At 43.8% G+C, this 23,768-nt stretch carries 14 protein-coding genes; 6 read left to right on the top strand and 8 right to left on the bottom strand.

The features are described 5' to 3' along the window. Window positions 1–2: 2 nt before the first annotated feature. The 7 genes from AC1DXF_RS24335 to AC1DXF_RS24305 all read right to left on the bottom strand — a co-directional run bounded on the left by AC1DXF_RS24335 (window position 3) and on the right by AC1DXF_RS24305 (window position 9,608). Window positions 3–962 (bottom strand): FecR family protein, encoded by a 960-nt coding sequence (locus AC1DXF_RS24335; protein WP_477451305.1) that lies wholly within the window; start codon window positions 960–962, stop codon window positions 3–5. A gap of 128 nt (window positions 963–1,090) precedes the next feature. Continuing rightward, entirely contained in the window at window positions 1,091–2,809 is a 1,719-nt protein-coding gene (locus tag AC1DXF_RS24330) for a hypothetical protein (RefSeq protein ID WP_477451304.1), read from the bottom strand. A 138-nt stretch (window positions 2,810–2,947) separates the two neighbouring features. Then, entirely contained in the window at window positions 2,948–3,538 is a 591-nt protein-coding gene (locus AC1DXF_RS24325; protein ID WP_477451303.1) for an RNA polymerase sigma-70 factor, read from the bottom strand. A 179-nt stretch (window positions 3,539–3,717) separates the two neighbouring features. Further along, complete coding sequence (locus tag AC1DXF_RS24320; RefSeq protein WP_477451302.1) at window positions 3,718–6,255, bottom strand: phosphocholine-specific phospholipase C; 2,538 nt, start codon at window positions 6,253–6,255, stop codon at window positions 3,718–3,720. Between the two features lie 89 nt (window positions 6,256–6,344). Continuing rightward, window positions 6,345–7,469, bottom strand: a complete 1,125-nt coding sequence (locus AC1DXF_RS24315) for a TIGR03364 family FAD-dependent oxidoreductase (protein ID WP_477451301.1) — start codon at window positions 7,467–7,469, stop codon at window positions 6,345–6,347. 15 nt (window positions 7,470–7,484) lie between these two features. Further along, window positions 7,485–8,819 (bottom strand): DUF5690 family protein, encoded by a 1,335-nt coding sequence (locus AC1DXF_RS24310; protein ID WP_477451300.1) that lies wholly within the window; start codon window positions 8,817–8,819, stop codon window positions 7,485–7,487. A 210-nt stretch (window positions 8,820–9,029) separates the two neighbouring features. Beyond that, complete coding sequence (locus tag AC1DXF_RS24305) at window positions 9,030–9,608, bottom strand: helix-turn-helix domain-containing protein (RefSeq protein ID WP_477451299.1); 579 nt, start codon at window positions 9,606–9,608, stop codon at window positions 9,030–9,032. Window positions 9,609–9,872: 264 nt separating this feature from the next. Here AC1DXF_RS24305 and AC1DXF_RS24300 point away from each other — a divergent pair, with 264 nt between their 5' ends. The 6 genes from AC1DXF_RS24300 (at window position 9,873) to AC1DXF_RS24275 (ending at window position 20,928) form a co-directional block, all read left to right on the top strand. Further along, complete coding sequence (locus AC1DXF_RS24300) at window positions 9,873–10,457, top strand: phosphonate degradation HD-domain oxygenase (protein ID WP_477451298.1); 585 nt, start codon at window positions 9,873–9,875, stop codon at window positions 10,455–10,457. Window positions 10,458–10,637: 180 nt separating this feature from the next. Continuing rightward, a complete protein-coding gene (locus AC1DXF_RS24295; RefSeq protein ID WP_477451297.1) occupies window positions 10,638–13,952 on the top strand; it encodes a carboxypeptidase-like regulatory domain-containing protein in 3,315 nt (1,104 codons plus the stop codon). Between the two features lie 13 nt (window positions 13,953–13,965). Beyond that, window positions 13,966–15,540, top strand: coding sequence for a SusD/RagB family nutrient-binding outer membrane lipoprotein (locus AC1DXF_RS24290; RefSeq protein ID WP_477451296.1), 1,575 nt, complete (start codon window positions 13,966–13,968; stop codon window positions 15,538–15,540). A gap of 71 nt (window positions 15,541–15,611) precedes the next feature. Next, the gene (locus AC1DXF_RS24285; protein ID WP_477451295.1) at window positions 15,612–18,359 is read left to right on the top strand and encodes a hypothetical protein; all 2,748 of its coding nucleotides are present in this window, start codon (window positions 15,612–15,614) and stop codon (window positions 18,357–18,359) included. Window positions 18,360–18,421: 62 nt separating this feature from the next. Continuing rightward, window positions 18,422–19,237: a glycerophosphodiester phosphodiesterase family protein gene (locus AC1DXF_RS24280; protein WP_477451294.1), complete on the top strand. Its 816-nt coding sequence runs from the start codon at window positions 18,422–18,424 to the stop codon at window positions 19,235–19,237. A gap of 299 nt (window positions 19,238–19,536) precedes the next feature. Beyond that, window positions 19,537–20,928, top strand: a complete 1,392-nt coding sequence (locus AC1DXF_RS24275) for a Gfo/Idh/MocA family protein (RefSeq protein ID WP_477451293.1) — start codon at window positions 19,537–19,539, stop codon at window positions 20,926–20,928. Window positions 20,929–21,277: 349 nt separating this feature from the next. Here the strand turns inward: AC1DXF_RS24275 and AC1DXF_RS24270 are convergent, their stop codons facing one another. Next, window positions 21,278–23,587: a glycoside hydrolase family 3 N-terminal domain-containing protein gene (locus tag AC1DXF_RS24270; RefSeq protein ID WP_477451292.1), complete on the bottom strand. Its 2,310-nt coding sequence runs from the start codon at window positions 23,585–23,587 to the stop codon at window positions 21,278–21,280. Window positions 23,588–23,768: the final 181 nt, after the last annotated feature.

Genomic DNA, 23,768 nt, shown 5'->3' with positions numbered 1-23,768 from the left:
GGTTAACAACCCTTCCCTTTAAGGCGGTAGCCGCCCTTATCCTGTATGGCTTTACCTTTAACAATTTTTGATAAAACCTTCATTACAGTTTCCAACGATTTATTGGTCAGGTCGGCGGTTATTGAACATCTTACCAGGTTGATATCTACGTCAACTTTAACATTGAAGCGATGCTCAATCGTACTTATTACCTCTGGCAGCGGCATCCGTTTAAATACCAAGTCGCCGCTTCTCCACCTAACCAATACATCAACGTCAACCATTTCGGTTTTAACGGCCTGGTTATTATCCTTATTAAATATTACTTCCTGGGCAGGAGTTAAGAAAACAGTTTGCGATTTTTTTGCATTGTTAGCAGTCGCTATTACCCCTACCTTACCGCTCAACACATCTACCTTCACAAAATGATCTTCGGGATAAGCTTTTATATTGAAACTTGTGCCCAATACCTGGGTGCGCACAGCGCCGGTATGCACAATAAATGATTGCTCATCATCATGTGCCACATCTAAAAAAGCTTCGCCTGTTAAAGTGATCTCGCGGCGGTCGCCACGAAATTTATCGGGATAGGTAAGTTTACTGCCGCCGTTAAGCCAAATTTTAGTTCCGTCGGCAAGGGTTATGTTAACAATTTTGCCATTGGCCGCAGTAATTTGTTTAGTAGCTATTGGCGAAATATAGTTGAGAATATCATTGTGGTACAAATATGCCGACAAGCACAAACCGGCAAGCAACGATGCAGCAACCAACCATTGTTTTGTTAGGGTTTTGATTTTACCGCCGCCATCAATTTGAGCGGTAATACGGCTGTACACTTTATCGCTGTTAAACTCGACACCATGATCGTTTGCTTCGGGGAATTTACCCAAATCCAGATCATCAAAATACTGATTTACGATTTCCTCCTGCAAAGATTGGTCTTTTGCAGAAACTTGTTTTTTCCTGAATTTAAACTTTCTCATGGTTTATATATGCAGGATGCATTCAACATGCCCTACCCCCTAAAGCCGCCGAAAGTTTTTTTGAGAAATTTATTTCAACGTATAAAAATCTAACTACAACAAGTCAAAGTGTCAACTATTATCACATCTTAATCCATAAAAACCGAACCTGTTGGCACAACATCCGCGTGCGAGAACGAACGAAGAAAGCCCGATTTATATTCGGCCAGGTTTTGTTTATGATTTTGCGCTTTAATGCTCTGGTACAAACCAAGTAACGACCAGCCATTGCCCGGGTTACGTACCAGATCGGCACGGTAAACTTGCTCTGCCCGTATATTGTCATCATTTTTTAAAAGGTATGCACCTAAAAACTGCCTGGCGGGAATGGGCCACTGGGCAGGCTCGGAGTATATCATGTTATCTTCAACCGCTACGGCTTTGTTAAGGCTGGCTATGCCGTTTTCATATTTATTTTGTGCCAATAAAATCGCGCCCTCCAAAATATTTTCGGCTATGGTAGCGCCTTCAAATGGTGTATTAAAAGGAATGTCCCTTATTTTTAATACCGGGGCATTAATTTTACTACGCATTAACGCCAATTGGCTGTTTGCCGAATCGGGCTTGCCGGTATAAATAAAGGCAAGTCCTTTTGCAAAGCTATTGAGTATTTGCGCATAAGTCCAGCTGGAAGCCGGCGGGTCATTATCCTTCAATATTTCTGCCCATTTACCCAGGCGTACCATCGTGAGCACAGGCATCATATATAAATATTGGGCGTAACTGTCATTGGCTGTTGGCTTAATGCTATTGCGGCAACGTAGGCTAATTTCGTGTGCCTTTTCATACATCCCGCCGCTAAAGGCGCAGTAGGTTTCCACTGCGTACACATGAGGGATTGATTTGGCAAGAGATAGGTTCTTCACTATCGAGGCATACAAAATGGAGCTTTTACCCGATTTTTCGTTGGCATCCACACCCTGAAAATATAACCCGTTGCGTTGATAAACATGGCTGGCCATGTGTACCATATGCCCTACCGCCGGGAAAAGCCGCTTTAAGGCTTCGGCATTGGCCATAGCCATTTCGGGATTATGTGATGCTTCTGTAAGGTGAATATAATAATGTAATGCAGCCGGGTTATTGGGTTTTGCTTTTAACACGCCTTTGCACAATTCCACCAGTTCGGGCGTCCAATCTTTTGCCACTCCATCTGTGGTCCAAAAATCCCAGGGGTGCATCAGCATCATGGCATCTATATACAGCATTTTTATGTCCGCATCATCAGGATATGCCGATACCAGTTTCTTCATGCCTTGTGCATAAGCCTTTTCATCATGGGTAGTTTGATCTTTTAATAACGGGTACCTTAGGTTCATGACGCTGATAAGCGCTTTTTCCTTTTCGGATGCATTACCGGCAGTTGCATTTAACTGCTTTAAAACGGCGGCTACCCCCCGCGGTACTTTATAACTATGGGCCGCATTATAATAAGGCCCCATAGTTAAAGCCTGCCCCCAATAAGTCATGGACGAAGCCGGATCAAACCGGGCGGCTTCTTTAAATGATGCCAGCGCCTCCTTCATATGATAGCTATAATACATAGTTAAACCCTGATTAAAATAAAATTGGGCACTATCGTTACGGGTTGATATTGGATAGCTATAATCGCCCCATCCGGGCAGCTTTATCATATATTTTCCGCCGGCTGCAGTATCGATGTTATCAATAGCAGTAAATGATCCGCAAATAACCGGGTAGTTCTTTTTTATATTCTTTTTGCCAGGTGAGTTATGTAGGTTGAATGCAAGCAAACAGGTCCCCATTAATATAACAGGGAACACCACAAAAAGCGATACCTTTTTCATTGTAGTTTTTTTAACAGACGTGAACTATAAACAGGTAACCGGTAAAGTTTGTAATTGGAGGCCGATAAAAAGCCGGGCTGCTATCGGTACTAACAAATTTAAATAATAGTTTTTAAATACGCGCCGGATGAATAATCCTTATTTCATCATATAAACCATCAACAGGGCGATAACCGATGGCAGGTAATCTGTTAGCCCGGTGCGCAGATAACGCAAGGCAATAGTTATCTGGTTTTCGACGGTTTTGATAGAGATATTTAGCCGCGAGGCTATTTCTTTATTCGATAGGTATTCTTTACGGCTTAGCGTAAAAATCTGGCGGCATTTTTCGGGTAGCAGGGCCACATTGTTTTCCAGCAGCTGGCTGATGTCGCCCTGTAACAGTTTGCTGTCTGCTGTGTATTTTTCAATCAGTTCTTCCACAACCTCCAAATCAAGCGTGGCCTTTTTGGTGCGAATGTAATAAATAACGCGATGACGGATGGCCACTTTCAGGTATGATTCGAGCGAGGTGATATTAAGCTGGCCGCGTTTTGTCCAAAGGTCGATAAACAGCTCCTGCACCAGGTCTTCGCAAACATCGCGATCGCGAAAAAGGTTGTAAGCAGCGTGGAATAGCTTGGCCGAATATCTTTTGTACAGCAATTCAAATGCCTCACGGTCATCCAGCCTTAGTAAATCTAATAATTTAGCATCGGGCCACATTTGATATTCCTTACCTGGAAGCATAAATGGACTGTAAAACGGTTTCTGAATTGGATAGGCATAATTACAAGATTATTTTTAAATAAAAAATTCTTTTTTGTTTCAGGCAATTTCCCGGTTGGCCAAATCAGCATACCGGTTAAAAAAACAGCCCCGGCTGCTTAATTAAAACTGCCGGGGCTATAAAATAATATACGGAAGATTTAAACCATTTTACCCATTAACGGATCACTGAAGCTGTGTTTACCATTTTCCACACGGCCGGCATACCGTTTCTCAAATGAGTGGCTGCCGGATACTTTTGCGCTGAAATCATACCAGCCATAGCTTTTGGAAAGGTCAAGAACTAACGTACTTTGGCCTTTTTTATTCATTATAACTTTATGGTTATTGGTTTTATAACCATGATCAACTATTTCCACAGTGTAGGCTTTATCGTGGCTCAAATTAACGAGTTTTAAAGCTACATTGGCTTGCTGATATTCGCAGGCCACGTCAATCAGCGGATCGGACGCATTGCCCTTATATTCGCGATAAAAGCCATTGGGGCCATAAACACGCAGGTGATATTCACCGTTTTCAAACTCATGCAAAGGCCAGGTATCAGCAAGACTGTCCCCGGCGGTTAGCGCGTATGCCCAGGTACGCAAAGGTTCCATTTTCTGCGGATCTTTAAAGCTGGCATACTTTCCCGGAGCATACACATTGAATGGCGAGCCTAAAGCTTTATCGCCAAATAACTGTTTGCTTGCATTGAATTTTATTTGGAATGATTTTTTATCGGCACTTAATTTACCATCGGCATACAACTGGTAAGGCAGGGCCGATGATTGTTTAATACCTTTTTCCTGTTGCGGCATATAGGTCGATGCGTGCGGATCTTTATTGATAAGCGCGATCTCTTCTGCAGTAAGCAGTTTATAATCTGAAGGCAGCTTTTTAAACTGCGCTTTGTGGATGCCTTCCAAAAACACCTCCCTGGCTACAAATTCAGGATTGGGAAGGGTTTCGCCATTGTATGGACGGAATGTGGTTGAAAGATCACCACAAACCGTACGGCGCCAGTTGCTTATATTGGGTTCAACAACCTTTTTGCCGGTTTTATGGCTCAGGAATTTTTCTAAAAACTGCAGGGTCGATGTATGGTCAAAAACCTCCGAATTTACCCATCCTCCCCTGCTCCAGGGCGACGCGACAACTAATGGTACACGGAAGCCAAGGCCAATAGGGCTTTCGCGATCGAAAACTTCGGGAAAGTTGTTTCGTGCTTTTTCCTGTTCGTAGGTTACAAACTCAACGCTGGTATCAATCCCTTCCGATACTTTGCCTGTTCCGGCTTTATGCGGATGCGGGGCGGTGAACGGCGGCACATGGTCAAAATAGCCATCATTTTCGTCGTAAGCCAAAATAAAAATGGTCTTTTTCCAAACCTCGGGGTTCTGGGTAAGTATATCCATCACTTCGGATACATACCATGCCCCGTACCAGGCCGAACTTGGATGGTCAGAAAAATGTTCGGGGGCCGATAGCCAGGAAACGGCTGGCAGCTGGCCGCTTTTTACATCTTCCCTAAACTGATGCAACACATCGCCTTTTGGTACCAACACCTCGCGCCCGATACCATTGTCGTCATATTTTAGGGGGCTTAATGTACGGTAATGAGGATCGTTGGTATTAGTTACAAAACCTTTTTGATGAAGATTTTTTTCGCGTTGCGATAGCCTGGCAAACTTACCGGGATCAAGGCTGGCCATGTCTTTTTTTACATTTTCCAGGTCGCGCCGTTTTTGTTTAAGCTGTTTTTTAAGGTGATCGATATGCGCGTCGCCGGCGGGCAAAGCGGCAATTTGCTTTTCAATGGCGGCCACCTCGCCCGGCAAATCTGTTGATTGCTTTTGCAGTCGGGCTATGTGCTTATCGTACAATTTAATATTATACTGGCTAAAAAACTCCAGCGGATTATCCTGGAAATTTGATAACCAGGGGTCTTCTTCGCCAACCAGGCCTGTATCAATGGCAATCTCATTTTGATAATGTTTCCAGGAAATGTTATGATCTTCCAGACGTTCGGGAAAAGTAGCCCAGTTTAAGGTACCATAATCCATATCATCGTTCCAAACATGGGCGCGTGAATTTTCATGCTGCTCGGCGCGGATGGTACCTGTAAAAAAGAAAAGCCTGTTGGGATTGGTACCTGTTAAGGCCGAACAAAAATTCTGGTCGCAAACGGTAAAGGCATCGGCAAGGGCATAATAAAAAGGGATATCCGCACGGCTGTGGAAACCCATAGTTAAAGGCATATCCGAATATTCTTTGATACTGTTGCGTTTAACATTCAGCCATTGGTCAAACTTGCCATCATTACGCGCGTTTACCTGGTTGGCCCATGAATGTGGCAACGAACTCATCCAGGTGGCTTTGGTATTTTTAATATCCAGGTGAAAAGGCGCATAAGTTTCGCCTTTATGGTTTGATTGCAGCCAAACCTTATTTTTATTGGGCAGATCGACAGCCCGCGGGTCGTTATAACCACGTACACCTTTCAGCATCCCGTAGGTATGATCGAACGAGCGGTTTTCCTGCATCAGGATTACCACGTGTTGGGCATCCAGGTAAGTACTGCCCGGCGCAGGGTTAATGGCCATGGCCTTTTGAATAGATTCGGGCAAAAGGCTTGTTAATCCGGCTGCCCCAGTTAGCAGGGCCGCTTTTTTTATAAAATCCCGTCTTGAATCGAGCATGATTATTAGGTTGTAAGTTATACGTGTTACGTTATACGTGAATGTTTTTTTTAACAGCTATGATCTATGAACCATCAACTATGGACTAATTATGATCTGGCAGCTATTACCTGCTCGCACAGGCCGAGAGAAAGTGTCATTCCGTTGCCGCCGAGGCCGTTAACGACGGTTACACCCGGCTCTACGTCAACAATCAGTTCGGTTGCGCCGTTGGTCATCTTTGGCAGGATTCCGTGCCATGACTGCAGCAACTGCCAGTCCTTAAAATTAGCAAAGGTATGTAAGTAGCCTGTTATCATTTCATTAATAAACGCCTTATCAAACGGATCATGTACCAGACCATATTCGTGCGAATCACCAATGGTTAGTTCCCCATTGCCATTTTGTGACGCCATTACATGGATACCCCATTTCAAATGTGTAGCATATTGCTCCTGGTAACGAGCGCGCAAAGCTGGTAACGAAGCAGCAACCTGGAAACCCGGGTAGTGGATCATAGATAAGCCACCACACAGCGATGGGCCAATGCGCCAGCCATCTGGCTGACTCACCAGCCGCATCATTTGCAGCTTGCATTTGGTAATATCTGTTTGAGCAAATAACTCTGGGTAAAGCGTTTCAAAATCGGCACCACTGCAAACGTAAATTTCGTCGGCCTCCCATGTGCTTTTTCCCGAATATACTTTTGGATGCTCAATACGGCTGATGGCGGTATTCCAATGGAATTCAACACCATATTTATCGGCCAGGTATGCTGCTACCTGCCCAACGGCTTCGCGCGATTCGATGATCATTTCTTCGCCGCTCCATAAAGCGCCCTTTAAACCATCAGTATTAATGGCCGGTGATTTTACAAATGCCTCGCCGGGGCTTAGCAACGCGCAATCACGGTAAGCCTGGTTGGCATCCACATATTCCTTTATCACCTGTAGTTCATCATCGTGATAAGCCAGGTGCAGGGAGCCAACTTCATCATGCCATATTTTAGCCTCGGTACAAATAGTTTTCCAGATGCTTCGCGATAGCATGGCACGTTCATACATTGGGCCGGTAGCCTGCCCTATTGGCCATATCATGCCAAAATTGCGAATGGATGCACCAACCGCGCGTTCATTACGTTCAAATACGGTTACTTTGTAGCCACGCAAAGCCAGTGCCCGCGAAGTGGCCAGGCCAACTATGCCCGCGCCTATTACTATAGCTTTTTTGTTCATTGGTTCAATGGTTCATTAGTTCATTGGTCCTGTCACCAGGTCAACGCTTTCATTTTGACTTTTTAATTTTGAATTTTGACTTGCCTTAGCGCTTTGTAAAAAATACAACAGTGACAATACACCACATATACCGCCCACTACAGCCACTATCATTACACCTTCTTTAAAAAAGGCTCCCCAGCTAATGTTAGGATGGCCCAGCTCTTTCACCAGTAAAACGCTAACGCTACCGAGATATCCAATAGAATCAGCCACGTACATTATAAAACCAACGTTACTTTTGTAATGAAACGACGCTATCATCCGTTCAAAAAAAACGGCATTATAGGGTACGTAACCAAGGTAAAGGCCTAATCCGACCATAATCATCCACACCTTCGCAGTGATCATATGTGCCGAAAAAAAGATGGTCGACCCGCCTACCAAAATACAGCCGCCAATAATCATTAAATGGATGATACTAAAGGCAAGCAGGTTTCTTTTGATCAAAATGAGCAAACTCATGGCAACAAGCACCACAACTGATATTTTAATATCGGTTGTGGTAAATATAGAATTGTCTTTAACGCCTAAGCTTGCCCAAATCTCTACCTCGAAATTATCACGCACATCGCGCATAATAGTGAGTAGCACATAAACTATAAGGGTTAGTATGATCCCTGGCAAAAAACGTATAATAAACTGCTTACGCTCATCCGCATTCATGGGTACGCGTTCGGCCCGCAATGCCCTGTCTTCCTGGGTGGGCGGCGGTATCAATTCCATACAGCCTACAAAAAACAGTAATGGCAGTGCAAATATAGCCCCCGTTAAAAAGGGCATCAGGTATTCGTTAACATAAAAGCCAGTTATTAAGGTGCGGCCAATTGTTTTTACAAAGCCCGATGCAAATATCAGGCTGATAGATAAAACCGAAGCCATAAACTCGGTGGAACGGCGGCCTTCAAGATACCCAAAAACCAAACCCCAGATTAAACCGAGCGGAAAACCGTTAACGAAGAGAAAAATAATATTCCATGGTGCAGGCACAACGGCAAAAGCAAGCAACGCCAACCAGGCTATACCGATTAAAGTTAAAATATAACGTGCCCGGTTTTTGCTGTTTACCTCGGCAATAAATTTAATACCATAAAACTTGCTGCACATGTAGCCAATAATCTGGGCAATAACCAGCCAAACCTTATAATCAACATGAAAATATTGCTGACCGGTAAAGGTACCGGCGGCAAAGGCTTTCCTGAATGAATACATGCAGCTATAGGTACCAAAAGCCGAAATCGCTGCCATTACCGATACCAGCGAATAAGGCCATTTGGCAACTTTGCCCCTTAACTGTTCTATCAGCCTCATACCCGTTATTGGTTAATCAATGTAAAAATTCAAATGTTTAGCAATACTAAACTTATTTCATTAAAGGCAAACTAAGTTTGTGTTAAGGTTTGGTTAATGAGTGGTGAATGGTTGATTGAGTTGATTAGGTTGAGTGGTTAAAAAATTACGCGCTGCCATATCGACTACTTAACCCAATCAACCACTCACCTAATCAACCATTCACTAAACCTACTTCTTTTCCTCAAAAAAATAAACAACCAGCATACTTGCCGTGGTAGTACCCGGATTTTTAGGTGTATGTGGTAAGCGGCCATCAAACAGCATCGAATCGCCCTGGTTTAGCAGTACCTTATAGTCATCAAAATGATACTCTACATCACCGGTTAAAATATACTTGTATTCAAAAGCTTCGGTAGTTACCATTGGCCGGGATGAACCGGGCATAAGATCAAGCACAACGATATCAACGGTCGACCGGTTGATAGATTGTGTAAATATCCTATGGTAATGAAAACCCGATGCATGCTCTTTTTCAAAATGCTCATACTCATCTTTACGTTTAACAAGAACAGGAAAATAATTACTTTTCGACCGGATATCTTTAAAAAACTCGTTCATATCAATTTCCAGCGCTTTAATAATATCTATCAATACAATAAGCGATGGTATGGTTCGGCTGTTCTCAATCTGCGATATCAGGCCTTTGCTCACATTGGCCCTTATGGCTAACTCCTGCACGGTTATATTTTTTTCGCGGCGGCGTTCTTTTATCCGGTTACTGATCTGGATCAGTATATCTTGTTCCATTTGTTTAGTATTGGTAAACTTTCGCAAAGTAAAAAAAATTGTTAAGCCCCCCAACCCCCTGAAGGGGGAGCTTCGAATTGCAGGGCGCTTTGCCCCCTTTATTATAATAAACTTATTTGTTCGCCTTTTGGTATTTTATGTATAAAGCCCTCAAAAATGCCCTGATTAAAAACTCCCCCTTCAGGGGGCCGGGAGGCTTTTTTCACAAACATTTAATAATATAGTAACCTCAATCGGCTTAATTTGCACTAAAAACCTACCAACATGACTTATTCTGCTTATGACCCACAGGCTGTGGTGAAAGAAGTATTTTCACTTTATGAAAAATATGGCGACGAAGATTATATAGGCGAACCTGTTTCGCAACTGGAGCATATGTCGCAGGCGGCTGCCCTGGCCAAAGCCGAAGGCTTTGATGACGACGTTGTACTGGCTGCATTTTTTCATGACATTGGCCATTTATGCGCCGAGGCCGGTGAGGCTGAAAGTATGGATGGCATGGGCAATGTAGACCATGAACAAATTGGCGCCGATTTTTTACTGGAGCGCGGTTTTTCCGAAAGGGTTGCCAACCTGGTACAGGGCCATGTAATTGCCAAAAGATACCTCACCTTTAAATACCCGGAATACTACAACCGCCTGTCAGATGCCAGTAAAACCACCCTTAATTTTCAGGGCGGGGTAATGACTGCCGAAGAAGCCGCCGACTTTGAGCTTAACCCCGACGCCGAGCTGATAATAAGGCTTCGTTACTGGGACGATATGGCTAAAGAGATGAATACGCCCGTTGATAACATCGACTATTTGAAAGGTATTGCCCTTACTCATTTGCAACAGGTAAACCCTTAACAGGAGCGTGTTAATTTTTTGTAACGGAGACATGATGTTTCCGTTACAAAAACCATCTGCTTAACACAGGGTAAACGAAAGCTTAAGTATAGCTTAATACTAAATTGGTTTACTAATAATAAACAAAGTTTAGCATTGCTGTATGAAAAAAGCAAATGTTTCACCCTTAAATTTTAGCAGATGAATAAGTTTTACCAGAGATTAAAAACCGTTATTACGGTTTTGTTATTTTGTATTGCGCCATCTATATTATTAGCCCAAAGCAAGATAAGCGGTACAGTTACCGACGAGAACCACTTACCAGTACCCGGCGTAAGTGTACGTATTAAAGAACAGAACAAAGGAACGGTTACCGATATTGAGGGCCGTTACATTATTACAGCAAGCCCAGGGCAAACATTATCCTTTTCATTCATCGGTTACACTACACAATCTGTAGTAGTTGCCGATAAACTGATTATAAATGTAAGCCTTACAGGCGATTCCAAAACTTTGAACGAAGTAGTTGTTACCGCCCTTGGTGTAAAAAAAGAAACCAGGCGCGTAGGTTACGCCACACAAACCGTTCAGGGCGATGCTTTAACTACGGCACGCGACCCTAACCCTATTGCCGGTTTAATAGGTAAAGTTGCCGGTGTATCAGTAGGCCCGTCTGCCGAGCTATTGGGTAACCCAAATGTATTGATCCGTGGTAACCAGGTATCATTATATGTTGTTGACGGTTTCCCTATCAACACAGATACTTATAACATCAGCCCTGATGATATTGAAACTTACACCGTATTAAAAGGCCCTGCCGCTGCCGCCCTTTATGGTAGCCGTGCCCAATATGGCGCTATTTTAATCACCACTAAAAAAGGTGATAAAACCAAAAAAGGCTTAACTGTTGATGTTAACAGCAGTACAGTTTTAAACTCAGGCTTTTTAGCATTCCCACGTACCCAAAACACTTTCGGTCCGGGTGAAAACACCTTTTATACCTTTGTTGATGGTAAAGGTGGTGCACCAGGTGGTGTGGATGGCGACTATGATGTTTGGGGTCCTTACTTCAACGGGCAGCTTATCCCTCAATACGATAGCCCTATTGTTAACGGCGTTCGCCAGGGTACTCCATGGGTAGCAAGAGGCAAAGATAACCTGAAAAACTTTTTACAAATTGGAACCCAAACCAATAACAACGTTGCCTTAGGGGTAGTTGGTGATACTTATGTAACCCGTTTTTCGGTTTCACAGCAACATCAAACCAGCTATATCCCGTCGCAGTATTTGGATATAGCAAATGCCAACTTGTATGCCTCCTTCACCCCAACTCCTAAATTGACGTTTGAAGGTAATATTGATTTCAACAGGCAATCAACCGATAACTTCCCTGATGTTCAGTACGGTCCGAACAGTATCATTTATAACATCTCTGTTTGGACAGGTGCCGACTGGGATGTTAACGCTCCTGATATCAAAGCTATCTGGCAACCAGGTAAAACCGGCGTTCAATCACAGTTTGCCGAGTATCAGCGTTACCATAACCCATATTTGTTAACTCAGAAATGGACCCGTGGTCATTATAAAAATGACACGTACGGCTACTTAGGTGCTACTTACAAATTCAATGGCAACCTAAACTTAAGGTTACGCTCACAGATTGATACTTACAACATTCTGCGTACAGAAGATCTGCCGTTTAGCGCCCACCCTTATGGCCGTGAAGGTAACCAGGGTGATTACCGCGAAGACCGTCGTGATTTGTTTGATAACAATACCGAGTTGATCCTAAATTACAACTACACAATTAAGAACTTCTTAAACCTATCTGGTTTAGTAGGTTCGAACCTGCGTAACCTGACCTACAATTCAAGCTGGGTATCCACAGATTATTTGAACGTGCCCGAGGTTTATGCTTTCAGCAACTCAAAAAATGCGATCCAGGCAACCAGCTTCCAGTCGTCATCACGCACATTCAGCTACTATGCTTCGATAGATGCATCTTTTGGTAAATACGCTACTTTATCTGCAACCTATCGTAGTGATCATACCAGCGCGTTCCAGGTGCCAACCACTTATACCTATCCAAGTGTATCGGTAGCAACTGTAGTTTCTGATTACATTAAGCTGCCAGAGGTGGTTTCATTTCTGAAATTACGTGCTTCATATGCCAACGTAAAAGCGGATGCTTCAAGCTCGACAATTGGCCCTGCCCCTTTTAACTCCATAACTGCTTATGGAGGTTCAACCGTTAGCAATAGTCCCAACACGAATCCGTTATTCTTAAACCCGCTGGGTTACGGATCTACCTATAGCTCCCCTTATAACGGCCCCGATTTTTCATTAAATACATCATATCAAACAGGTAAACCCTACAACAGTCAAACAGCCGGTTATGCAACCGACTATTTGTATGCCAACGGTATCAAAACATCTACCCGTGTAAACTACGAAGAAGGTTTCGACATTAAATTTTTACAAAACCGGTTAGGTTTAAGCGCCAGCACATTCCAGTACATTGATGGACCGCGAATCTTTAAAAGTGCCATCTCTACCGCGTCAGGTTACAGCATTTTATTTTTGAATGCCTTAAAAACTAAAAGGACAGGTTATGAGGGATCGTTAGAAGGTACACCTATTAAAAATCTGGGCGGGTTCACCTGGAATGTTTTAGTAAACGTTGCAAATAACAAAGAGGTTTACAAAGAATTGCCTCCGGGACAAAATGGGACGTACTTAGGTCACTACGGCGTAGGCGATCGTACAGATATAGTACGCGGCAGCAAGTTTTTACGAACTACACAAGGCCAGATCATCAATGACGCAGCCGGTAAACCGCTATCAGTTGGCGACCAGGCATTAGGTAATGCAAATGCCAAATACGCATGGAGTATTGCTAACAAGATTCGTTACAAAAGCTTAAGCATGGGTTTCCAGTTTGACGGTTCTGTTGGTGGTGTTATCATCGATTACATGCATAACAAAACCATGCGTGGCGGTGCTAACATTGAAACGGCTACTGGTGCGCTTGGCGATGCACGTTATAAAGACTGGCAAAACTTTGGTAAAGCTGGCTACAATGGCAGCTATGTAGGCGAAGGTGTTTATGTATCAAACAAGGGTGCTGATGGCAAACCGGTTCCAATTAACCTGGATTCAAAAACCGGCGCTATATTAAACTACAGCGCGTTACAATTCTCGGGCAACAAGCAAACTGCTTTAGTTCAGGATTATGCGAGCAAATATTATGGTGTTGATGAGTCAAATCTGATGAGTAAAACCTTTACCAAATTACGCGAGGTAACCTTCAGCTACGATTTCCCTAAAGCATGGCTGCAAAAGAGCTTTATCCAGAAGATTTCTGCTTCAATATATGGTCGTAACTTGTTGTACTTCTATAAAGATAAACGCTTTAAAGATGTGGATCTTGACCAATACAATGGTACTGCTTCACAAACTTCATTGCAATCGCCAACTGTACGCAGCTACGGCTTCAACTTAAATTTATCATTCTAAACTGCAGATGAATATGAAAAAGATATTTAAAATTTACTTGCTGCCGGTATTCATGATACTGACAGTGACCAGCTGTAAAAAGAGTTTTCAGGATTTAACGGTTAACCAAAATGTGCCAAACGCCGTGCCTGCTTCGCTTCTTTTAAACGGTATATTAAATAACATTGCTGAATTTCCGGATGGCTCAAAAGAAATTTATGCCCAGTACTATATTTATAACTACGATTATTACGGTAACAATCGTTATGATTTCGGAAGTGGCGATAACTATTACACTACATTAAAAAACGTAGTGTCTATGGAAGACCAGGCTGTTAAGGCAGGGGCACCGGCAGTTAACCCATACAGCGCTTTGGGTAAATTTTTCAGGGCTTACCTTTTCAGCAAAATGAGTATGGAAGAAGGAGATATCCCAATGACCCAGGCTTTACAGGGTACAACAAATCTTACTCCTGTTTATGACACGCAGAAAACGGTCATGACGCAATCATTAGCTTGGCTTGAAAGCGCAAATACTGATATGAACGCCCTGATTGCATCGGGCAATACTACTATTGCAGGTGATATTTACCTGGGCAACAACTTAGCCGCATGGCAAAAAGTGGTGAATTCGTTCCGGATAAGATTATTGGTACAACTAAGTAAAAAGGCCGGCGATATTGATGTTGCAAGCCAGTTTGCTACAGTTGTTGGCAACCCAACTAAATACCCCATCATGACCAGCGCTGCCGATAACATGCAATATACTTTTCTTGACCCAACCAATTACTATCCGCAAACTCCTGATAACTTTGGTCAAAACGGTTCAAGGCAAAACACTTCGGCTACTTATATTGGTTTGCTAACCGGTTTAAAAGACCCACGTGTTTTTGTAACGGCCGAACCGGCCCGTTATAATGTTGATAACCTGCATGAAAGTCCTACTGCATTTTCATCATTTATCGGCGCCGATCCAGGGTTGGATTTAGGTGTGATGTATAACAACGCAGGTTTACAGAAATATTCGTTCCTGAACAGGAAACGCTATTACTCAACCTACACCGGTGAGCCAAGCATCCAGATTGGTTATCCAGAACTAATGTTTAACATTGCCGAAGGTATTAACCGTGGCTGGGTAACAGGTAACGCCGAAGATTATTACATCAAAGGCATCCAGGCATCTTTTGCATATTACGGTATCCCAACAGGTACAGGTACTTTTACAGCCTCGTTTTACCGCCCTGGCTCTACAAGCACTAAAATTCCTGCTAATTATGATAATTACACTATTAACGTTGATTGGGCTACCTACTATGCACAATCAGGTGTTAAGTATACTGCGGATGCAGCTGGTCTTACCAAAATATTAACACAAAAGTACCTGGCGTTATTCCGTCACTCAGGTTTGGAGTCGTACTTTACTTACCGCCGTACCGGCGTGCCGACATTTACAACCGGCCCAGGTACAGGCAATAGCGGTCGTATAGCATCACGTTTCCAGTATCCGGGATCAGAGCGTACTTCAAATGCTGTTAATTATAATAAAGCATTGGCCAGCCAATATGGTGGTAATGACGATATTAATGGCATCATGTACATACTTAAATAAAAATCATTAACTTGAACTTTACAAAGGCCCTCATAAACGGGGGCCTTTGTTTGGTTAAAAACAATTTATCTATGCCAGTGAAAAACAAGTTTCTTTTAGCATTCGCTATCGGCATTGGGCTTATGCCAGCCGCCTTTGCCCAAAAACAGGTGAACATTTTACAGGTGCCGGGCTTTGATCAATATTGTAAAATAGATACCGCCGGAGCTTCGGTTTTGCCCAGCGGCAGGTTAATAACACCGGCCGGCCAAACCATTCGCATTACGCATGATCCTTTTGGTTTATCCGTATCGCCCGATGGCAAAAAGGCGGTAACGCTGCATAATGGTGTTATTACCCTTATTGATATCGCCACCATGGGCAGCTTAAGGGTACCATCATACGACAAAAAGATAGCTTCCCCTTTATCTAACGGTTCATTTTTGGGTGTAGCATTTTCGCCCGATTCAAAAACACTTTACCTGAGCGGCGGCGATAACGGCGCTGTGATTGTTTACGATGCCGAAAAGTTTATAAAAACCGATTCGCTGTCGCTAAATGGCAAAACCGGCCATAAAGAATACGACGATAGCTTTACATCCGACCTATTGTTTAATGCCGGTAAAAACGAATTATTGGTGCTGGATAGGGGAAACTTTCGCATGGTGCGGATTGACCTGGCTACAAAGAAAATAACCGCATCCATCAATGTAGGCCGCCAACCCTTTGGCCTGGCTTTAAGCCCTGATAAAAAAACAGCCTTTGTGGCCAACGTGGGTATGTATTCCTACCCCCTGATAACAGGTGCCACCCCTAAAAATGCCGATTCGATCATGATCTCACGTCATCCTTATGGCGATAACACCAAAGAATCGCGCGAGGGCACCGTTGTTGAAGGCCGAAAGATTCCCGGCGTTGGTAGTCCCTCCTCTCCCGAAGCCATGAGCGTTTTCACTATCGATCTGGCCACCAACCGGGTGATCAATAAATTTAAAACCGGCCACCAGGTTGGCCAGATGCTGGAAGATGCCGAAGTAACCGGCGGTGCAAGCCCAAATTCAATAGCCGTTGGCAGCCAATATGCCTATGTTACCAATGCCACAAATGATAATATCACCATTATCGATTACAAAAACCATAAGCTGCTGGGCGATATCCCAATTAAAGTTGACGCCCGTATTGATAAATTCCGCGGACTATTACCTTTTGGCATCAGCTTAAGTAAAGATGAAAAAACGCTGTACGTAGCGCTTTTAGGTTTTAACGCTGTTGCAGTAATTGATATCCCAACCCAAACCACCAAAGGCCTTATCCCTACGGGCTGGGGAACATCAAGGGTAAAGTTATCGGCCGATGAAAAAGAACTTTATATTACATCGTGCCGTGGTTACGGCGCCGGGCCCAACGGCGGCCATGGCTTTGTTGCCCCGCCACAAGGTACCTACATCGGCGATATTCAGTTAGGCACCTTTCAAAAAGTTACCATGCCGGATAACGCGCAACTGGCTGCGTACACTCAACAAGTAATCAGCAATACTTTTATAAGTAAAACGGTTGATGTTGCTACCAGCAACCCATTACCGGTACTACCGGGAACATCGCCCACCCCCATCAAATACATTGTTTACATTACCAAAGAAAACCGCACTTATGATGAAGTTTTGGGGCAAATGAAAAACGCCAAAGGCGATAGTACCCTGGCCCGCTTTGGTGTAAATTGCGAGTATACTTTGCCCGATGCTACCCGGATGCAGTTCTCTAACCTTAATGTATCGCCAAATCATATTAAGGTTGCCACGCAGTTCGCATTCTCGGATAACTATTATTGCGACAGCGACGCATCTATCCATGGCCACCACTGGATGATGGGCGTTATCCCCAACGAATGGGTAGAAGCCAACTCCAACGTTAGTAAAACCGCCAAGCTGTTTTCAAATGCACCTGGCCGCCGCTTTCCTGGCTCAACAGGCAGTATGGACCCGGAAGATTATGCCGAAACTGGCGGCCTTTGGGAAGCCCTTGAACGCAGGCATGTAGCGTTTTACAATTTTGGCGAGGCCAATGAAACCGCGCACGTGCGCGAAGAATGGGAAGATACCAACACCGGTGCAGCTCATATTGTTATGGTGCCGATGCAAAAAGCGCTATACACACGCACCAGCCATAACTACGCCGGCTTTAACACCAACATTCCTGATCAATTCCGTGTAGAGCAGTTTAAAAGCGAGTTTACTAAAATGTGGATTACCGGTAAAAAGAAAATGCCTTCATTAATTACCATGCAGGTACCTAATGACCACGGAGCAGATGTAAGGCCAAAGGATGGTTACCCCTACCGGCAATCTTACATGGCCGATAACGACCTGGCTGTTGGCCGCATGCTCGATTTTTTGTCGCACACCAAATACTGGAAAAACATGCTGGTGATTATTACCGAGGATGATCCGCAAGGCGGCGTCGATCATGTGGATGCCCACCGCTCTATCCTGATGCTGGCTGGTCCATATGTTAAAAAAGGCTATGTTAGTCACACCCATGCCAATTTTGGGTCGATATTAAAAACCATTTATAACGTGCTGAATGTGCCTTATGTAAACCAGTACGATGTTACAGCATCGTTATTACAGGATTTTTTTACCGATAAGCCCGACTATACCCCATATACTTTTGTACCAAGCGATACACGCATATTTGATACAAAAAAGGCGATGGCGCGTTACAGCAAAAACATCAACTGGCGCAAAATTAAAAAAGGTGTTGATATGGATGATGAGGACCGGGAGCGCAACGATCATTACAAGCAAAAAGGTAAAAAAACATCGGGCACAATAGTTAACTAACCTTTATTAGCCACAAAGTCCGATTTAAAACCGGGCTTTGCTATTTTACTAAATCAATAATTATGAATTTTTCGTCTATCACCATTATAGCCTTCATAGCAGGCCTAACTTCGTTTACGCCTAACACGGCCCCAAAATCAAAACATCAATTTATAGTAGCGGCCCACCGCGGAGATCATGTCATCTATCCCGAAAACACTTTAACAGCCTATGAGGAAGCCATCAAAAACGAGGCTGATTATGTAGAGATTGACCTGCGCACAACTAAAGACGGCGAGCTGGTGAGCATGCACGACGGCACCATCAACCGCATGACCGATGGCAAAGGCAACGTTAAAGATTTTACCCTTGATGAACTGGAACAGCTAAAAGTAAAAAGCAAGGATACCACAGATAAAACCGTATACCGCATACCTACCTTTAAGCAAATTCTCATAGCCTGCAAAAACAAGATCAATATTTACCTTGATTTTAAAGCTGCCGACCCGGAACAAGCCTATCAAATGATAAAAAAATATGGCATGGAAAAACAAGTGCTGGTATACATTAACAGTGCTGCCCAGTTTACCGGCTGGCGCAAGGCCGCCCCAAAAATGCCCCTGATGCTGAGCATGCCCGATAGTGTTAAAACCGTGGCGGCAATGGAAAGTTTTATCAATAAATATCAGCCCGATATCCTGGATGGCTCATACAACCAATATACCAATGAGATGGTAGCCCTTGCAGCCAAATACAACATCCCAGCCTGGCCCGATATCCAAAGCGCAGGCGAAGGGCCGAACGACTGGAACAAGGCGCTGGATAAAGGCTTAAAAGGACTGCAGACAGATCATCCTGCCTTATTAGTAAAATTTTTGAAAGAGAAAGGGCTGAGGTAAAAGTCAAATGCCATTAAGTTAAGAAAGATTAAATATCGAACACTGAACGTCCAATATCGAATAATGAAGGGAAAGCTTCGGCATTGGACATTCAAAATTGATTATTTGATATTACTATACCTTTGTTTTCGCCTTAACTTAATAGCGTGTTAAAAACACCAAGCGCGATTGATTCCTGTAATTTAAGTATTAATAAATTTTGGTTGCATTTTAGTTTTGGTTTGCTAAATTGCCTCTCGCAAACCTATGTAACCACCCCTTGCGGTTTGTACCAACATTATTAAACTTTATTTACCACCATGTCAACCGACCGCAGAAAATTCATTAAGCACCTTGGTGCTTCCGTTTTGCTTACTTCGGCTACGCTTAACAGCCTGGCCGCCAAAGAAGAACATGAAACCCGCATTCTGAATGCCGAAAAGCGCATCAGCCCCAACGATAAGATCAGGATTGCCACCGTTGGTATGGGCATTATGGGTTTTGCCGATACCAAGGCTGCCTTAACCGTGCCGGGCGTGGAGTTGGTAGGCTGCTGCGACCTTTACAAAGGCCGCCTTGACAGGGCTAAAGAACTTTACGGATCTACCCTGTTCACCACCGGCGATCATCGCGAAATACTGGCCCGTAAGGATATAGACGCTGTTATTATTGCCACCAGCGATAACTGGCACAGCCAGATAGCCATTGATGCCATGCGCAGCGGCAAAGCCGTGTATAGCGAAAAACCCATGGTACACCAGATAAGCCAGGGCCTGGCCGAGATAAAGGCCCAGCAGGAAACAAAAATGGTTTTCCAGGTCGGCAGCCAGCGGGTAAGCAGCATTGCCTATAAAAAAGCAAAGGAGTTATATGAAGCTGGTGCCATTGGTAAAATCAACTCTATCGAGGCATCTTTTAACAGGCAAAGCGCGCTTGGGGCCTGGCAATACACTATTCCCTTTGATGCATCGCCACAAACTGTAGATTGGGCAAGGTTTCAATCAAACGCCAAATCGAAATATAATTATGACAGCAAGCGCTTTTTCAGGTGGCGTAATTACCGCGAGTATGGTACCGGGGTTGCAGGCGACCTTTTTGTTCACCTGCTAAGCGGCATACACTTTATAACTGGCTCCAAAGGCCCCGAAAGGATCTATTCCATCGGCGACCTTGCGTACTGGAAAGATGGCCGCAACGTGCCCGATGTAATGAGCGCAGTGATCCATTACGGCGAAACGAAAGAACATCCCGCGTTCCAGGTAACGCTACGGGTAAACTTCATCAGCGGCGAGGGCGATCACAGCACAACCAAAATAGTAGGTTCGGAAGGCGTGATGGACCTGATGGGCGATGATAGCTTTTCTATCCGCAAAAACAAAATGCCGGTAGCTACGGGTATAGGAGGCTGGGATTCGTTATCAACCTTTACCGATGCTCAGCAAAAAGCATTAATGGACGATTATAACAAACGCTTCTCGCAGGCCGACCAGCAGCAGCCTACTCTCCCGGGCGAGAGTTACCGCGCCCCGGAAGGGTATAATGCATCAAACGATCACTTTGCCAACTTCTTTGATTCAATACGTACAGGTAAACCGGTTGTAGAAGACGCTGTATTTGGCTTCAGGGCCGCGGCGCCTTGCCTGGCTTGCAACGATAGCTATTTTGAAAACAAGGTAATTAAGTGGAATGCGGAAGAGATGAAGATAGTGTAGGTATAATTTTGTCTATCGAATGATTAAATTTTACCATGAAATATTAAACTTAAGTTTTAATATTTCATGGTAATCTAACTGGTTAAGCAGGTAAATCGCTTTTAAACTTTTTCTGCTACAAACGGTTGACCTTTACAAAATAATACACTTTTAAGCTGCCTCGTAGAGGCTACCTGTTTGTAGAAAGACAAATAGCCCAACCTTTTTTGCTCCTTAGGAGCTACCTTTCTTCAGGATCAACTTTTAAAAGCGATTTCCCTGCCTGGTTAAGGCGATAGGTGTTTACTATACCTCATTTCAGTTTAAACACTTATAGCTTTTTGTACCAATCAACAACCGGCAATTAAGCCTATCTATATTCCAGCTGCTTTTTTAGCACCACATTATCGGCAGCCTTTGCAATCATAACATCAAAAGTACCCGGCTCAGTAACCAGTTTCATTTGTCTGTTCCAAATTGCTAAATCCTTATAGCTGATGGTAAAACTCACCGTTTTTACCTCACCCGGGCCAAGGGTTATTTTGCTAAATCGTGTTAAGCTCATTACAGGTGTGCTTACCGAGTTAATTTTATTGCCAAGGTATAGCTGTACAACCTCTTTACCGGCAACACTTCCCGTATTTTTAACATCTACAGAAACGGTTACCTGTTCATTTTTGTTAAATACCGGTTGAGATACCTTTAAGTTTTCGTATTGAAAAGTGGTATAACTTAAGCCATACCCGAAAGCAAATAAAGGATCGGTTGACGAATACACATAATCCTGTCCCGGTTTTTCGATAGTTCCGTGCTGGCGGTTGATGCCTTTAGCCGAATTAACATAATTATAAAATACCGGAATATGCCCTGTTGATTGGGGCACGCTCATGTTTAACCTGCCCGATGGGTTTATTTTTCCGAAAAGAATATTGGCAATGGCAGTTCCGCCTTTTTCGCCGGGGTACCAGGCTTCTAAAATAGCCGGGATATTTTCCTTTTCCCAACTGATACTCCAGGGGCGGCCGTGCACCAACACCAATATTACCGGCTTGCCGGTTTTATATACAGCCTGCAACAACTCACGCTGAACGCCTTGCGGGTTAATATCAGTTACATCATATCCCTCGCCACAGGTAAACGGGTCTTTAGGCTCATTACCCGGCGCCTGCCCGTTCCATCCCACACCCGACCATACTACACTGGTCGTACCCAATACAACAACTACCGCGTCGCTTTCATTGGCGGTTTTTACAGCTTCGTCAAATCCACTTTTGTCCAGCCCAGATAACTCGCAGCCTTTGGCATAATTTACTTTTAAGTTGCTGCCCGCAAATTGTTTGATACCTTCTAAAACAGTTACACCCGATAGGTTATCGCGGGTAAAACTATAATCGCCATATTGAACCTTATTGGCATTGGGGCCAATAACGGCTATCGATTTCAATTTGCTGATATTTAAGGGCAACAGGCTTTTTTCATTTTTTAACAGGATGATAGATTCTTCGGCTATTTGCTGCGATAGTTTGATATGCTCTTCTGTGTGCAGTCTGCTTTTAATGCGTGCTGTATCCGGCAGCGGTTTTTCAAAAAGGCCTGCCTTAAATTTCATAGTCAGGATACGGGCTACAGCAGTATCTATCTGTGCTTCCTTAACTTTACCTGCCTTTACCAATTCAATCAAATGGCTGTATACGTCCGGGCGCGATGCTTCCAGGTCTACCCCGGCTTTGATCCCCAACAGTGCCGCATCTGAGGCAGTTTTGGCGACTTTATGGAAATTATACAGTTGACTTAAGCCGCCGTAATCCGAAAAAACATAACCTTTAAAATCCCATTCCTTACGCAAAATCTGTTTTAACAAAAACTCGTTACTGTGGGCCGGGATGCCGTCAATCTCGTTATATGATTGCATAATAGCCGCTATATTGGCCTCTTGTACCGCTGCTTTAAACGGTGGCAAAAACATTGATCGCAGCTCACGCTCGCCAAGTTCGGATGGGGCAAGGTTAATACCGGCAATTGGCTTGCTATAAGCTGCAAAATGTTTTGCGGTACACATTACTTTATCAAAAGCAAAGCTTGTTCTTGTTTTAGCCGGATCGCCCTGCATACCACGTACAAAGGCCGAACCTAACTGGCCAACCAGGTATGGATCTTCGGCAAAGCATTCCTCTACCCGGCCATAACGTGCATCCCTGATCAAATCAAAAAGTGGCGAAAGGGCTTCATCAACGCCCGATGTGGATGCCTCGTAAGCAATGGTAGCCCCCATCTGCTCAATCAGCGCCGGGTTCCAGGTGCTTCCCTGCGCTATCGCTTGCGGGAATGTAGTAGCACCGGCCGACAATTGCCCATGCAGGCATTCGCCAATTTGTATAGGTGGGATGCCAAGCCGGGTATGCTCGCGCGAGTATTTTTTGGCGGCAATTGATTGTTTGGCAATATCATAAACATTGGTAAAAGGGCTTTCCAATACACCAAAAGCAATCTTGCTTTTACTTGCTTCGCTTAGCGACGACATGCTCATCTGACCAACTTTTTCTTCCAGGGTCATCCGTTTTAACAAATCGGCCACGCGTTGCGCAACCGGCGCTTTTGAATTTTTATAAAGCTGTGCCTGAACACCGGCAGATAAAATTAAAGCAACCAGAATAATGGCAAATATCTTTTTGCTGACCATCTTTTAAAGAAATTTGTTTTTATAGATGTAGTATTGAAAGATGGTGTTTATCGCACCAGGTTCCATATGCCTAAGATACTTCAAGTTTGTAAATGGGGAAGTTTTTTTGTTGGATTTTCAAGTATAGTGCTTCGTAGAATAAATTTTGATAAAGCCACCTGATCTATTTCATTACTGTTGG

The sequence above is a fragment of the Mucilaginibacter sp. P2_A5 genome (assembly GCF_056404995.1).
Note: the sequence above shows the minus strand (reverse complement) of the source record. Positions and strands in the feature narration are given on the sequence as shown.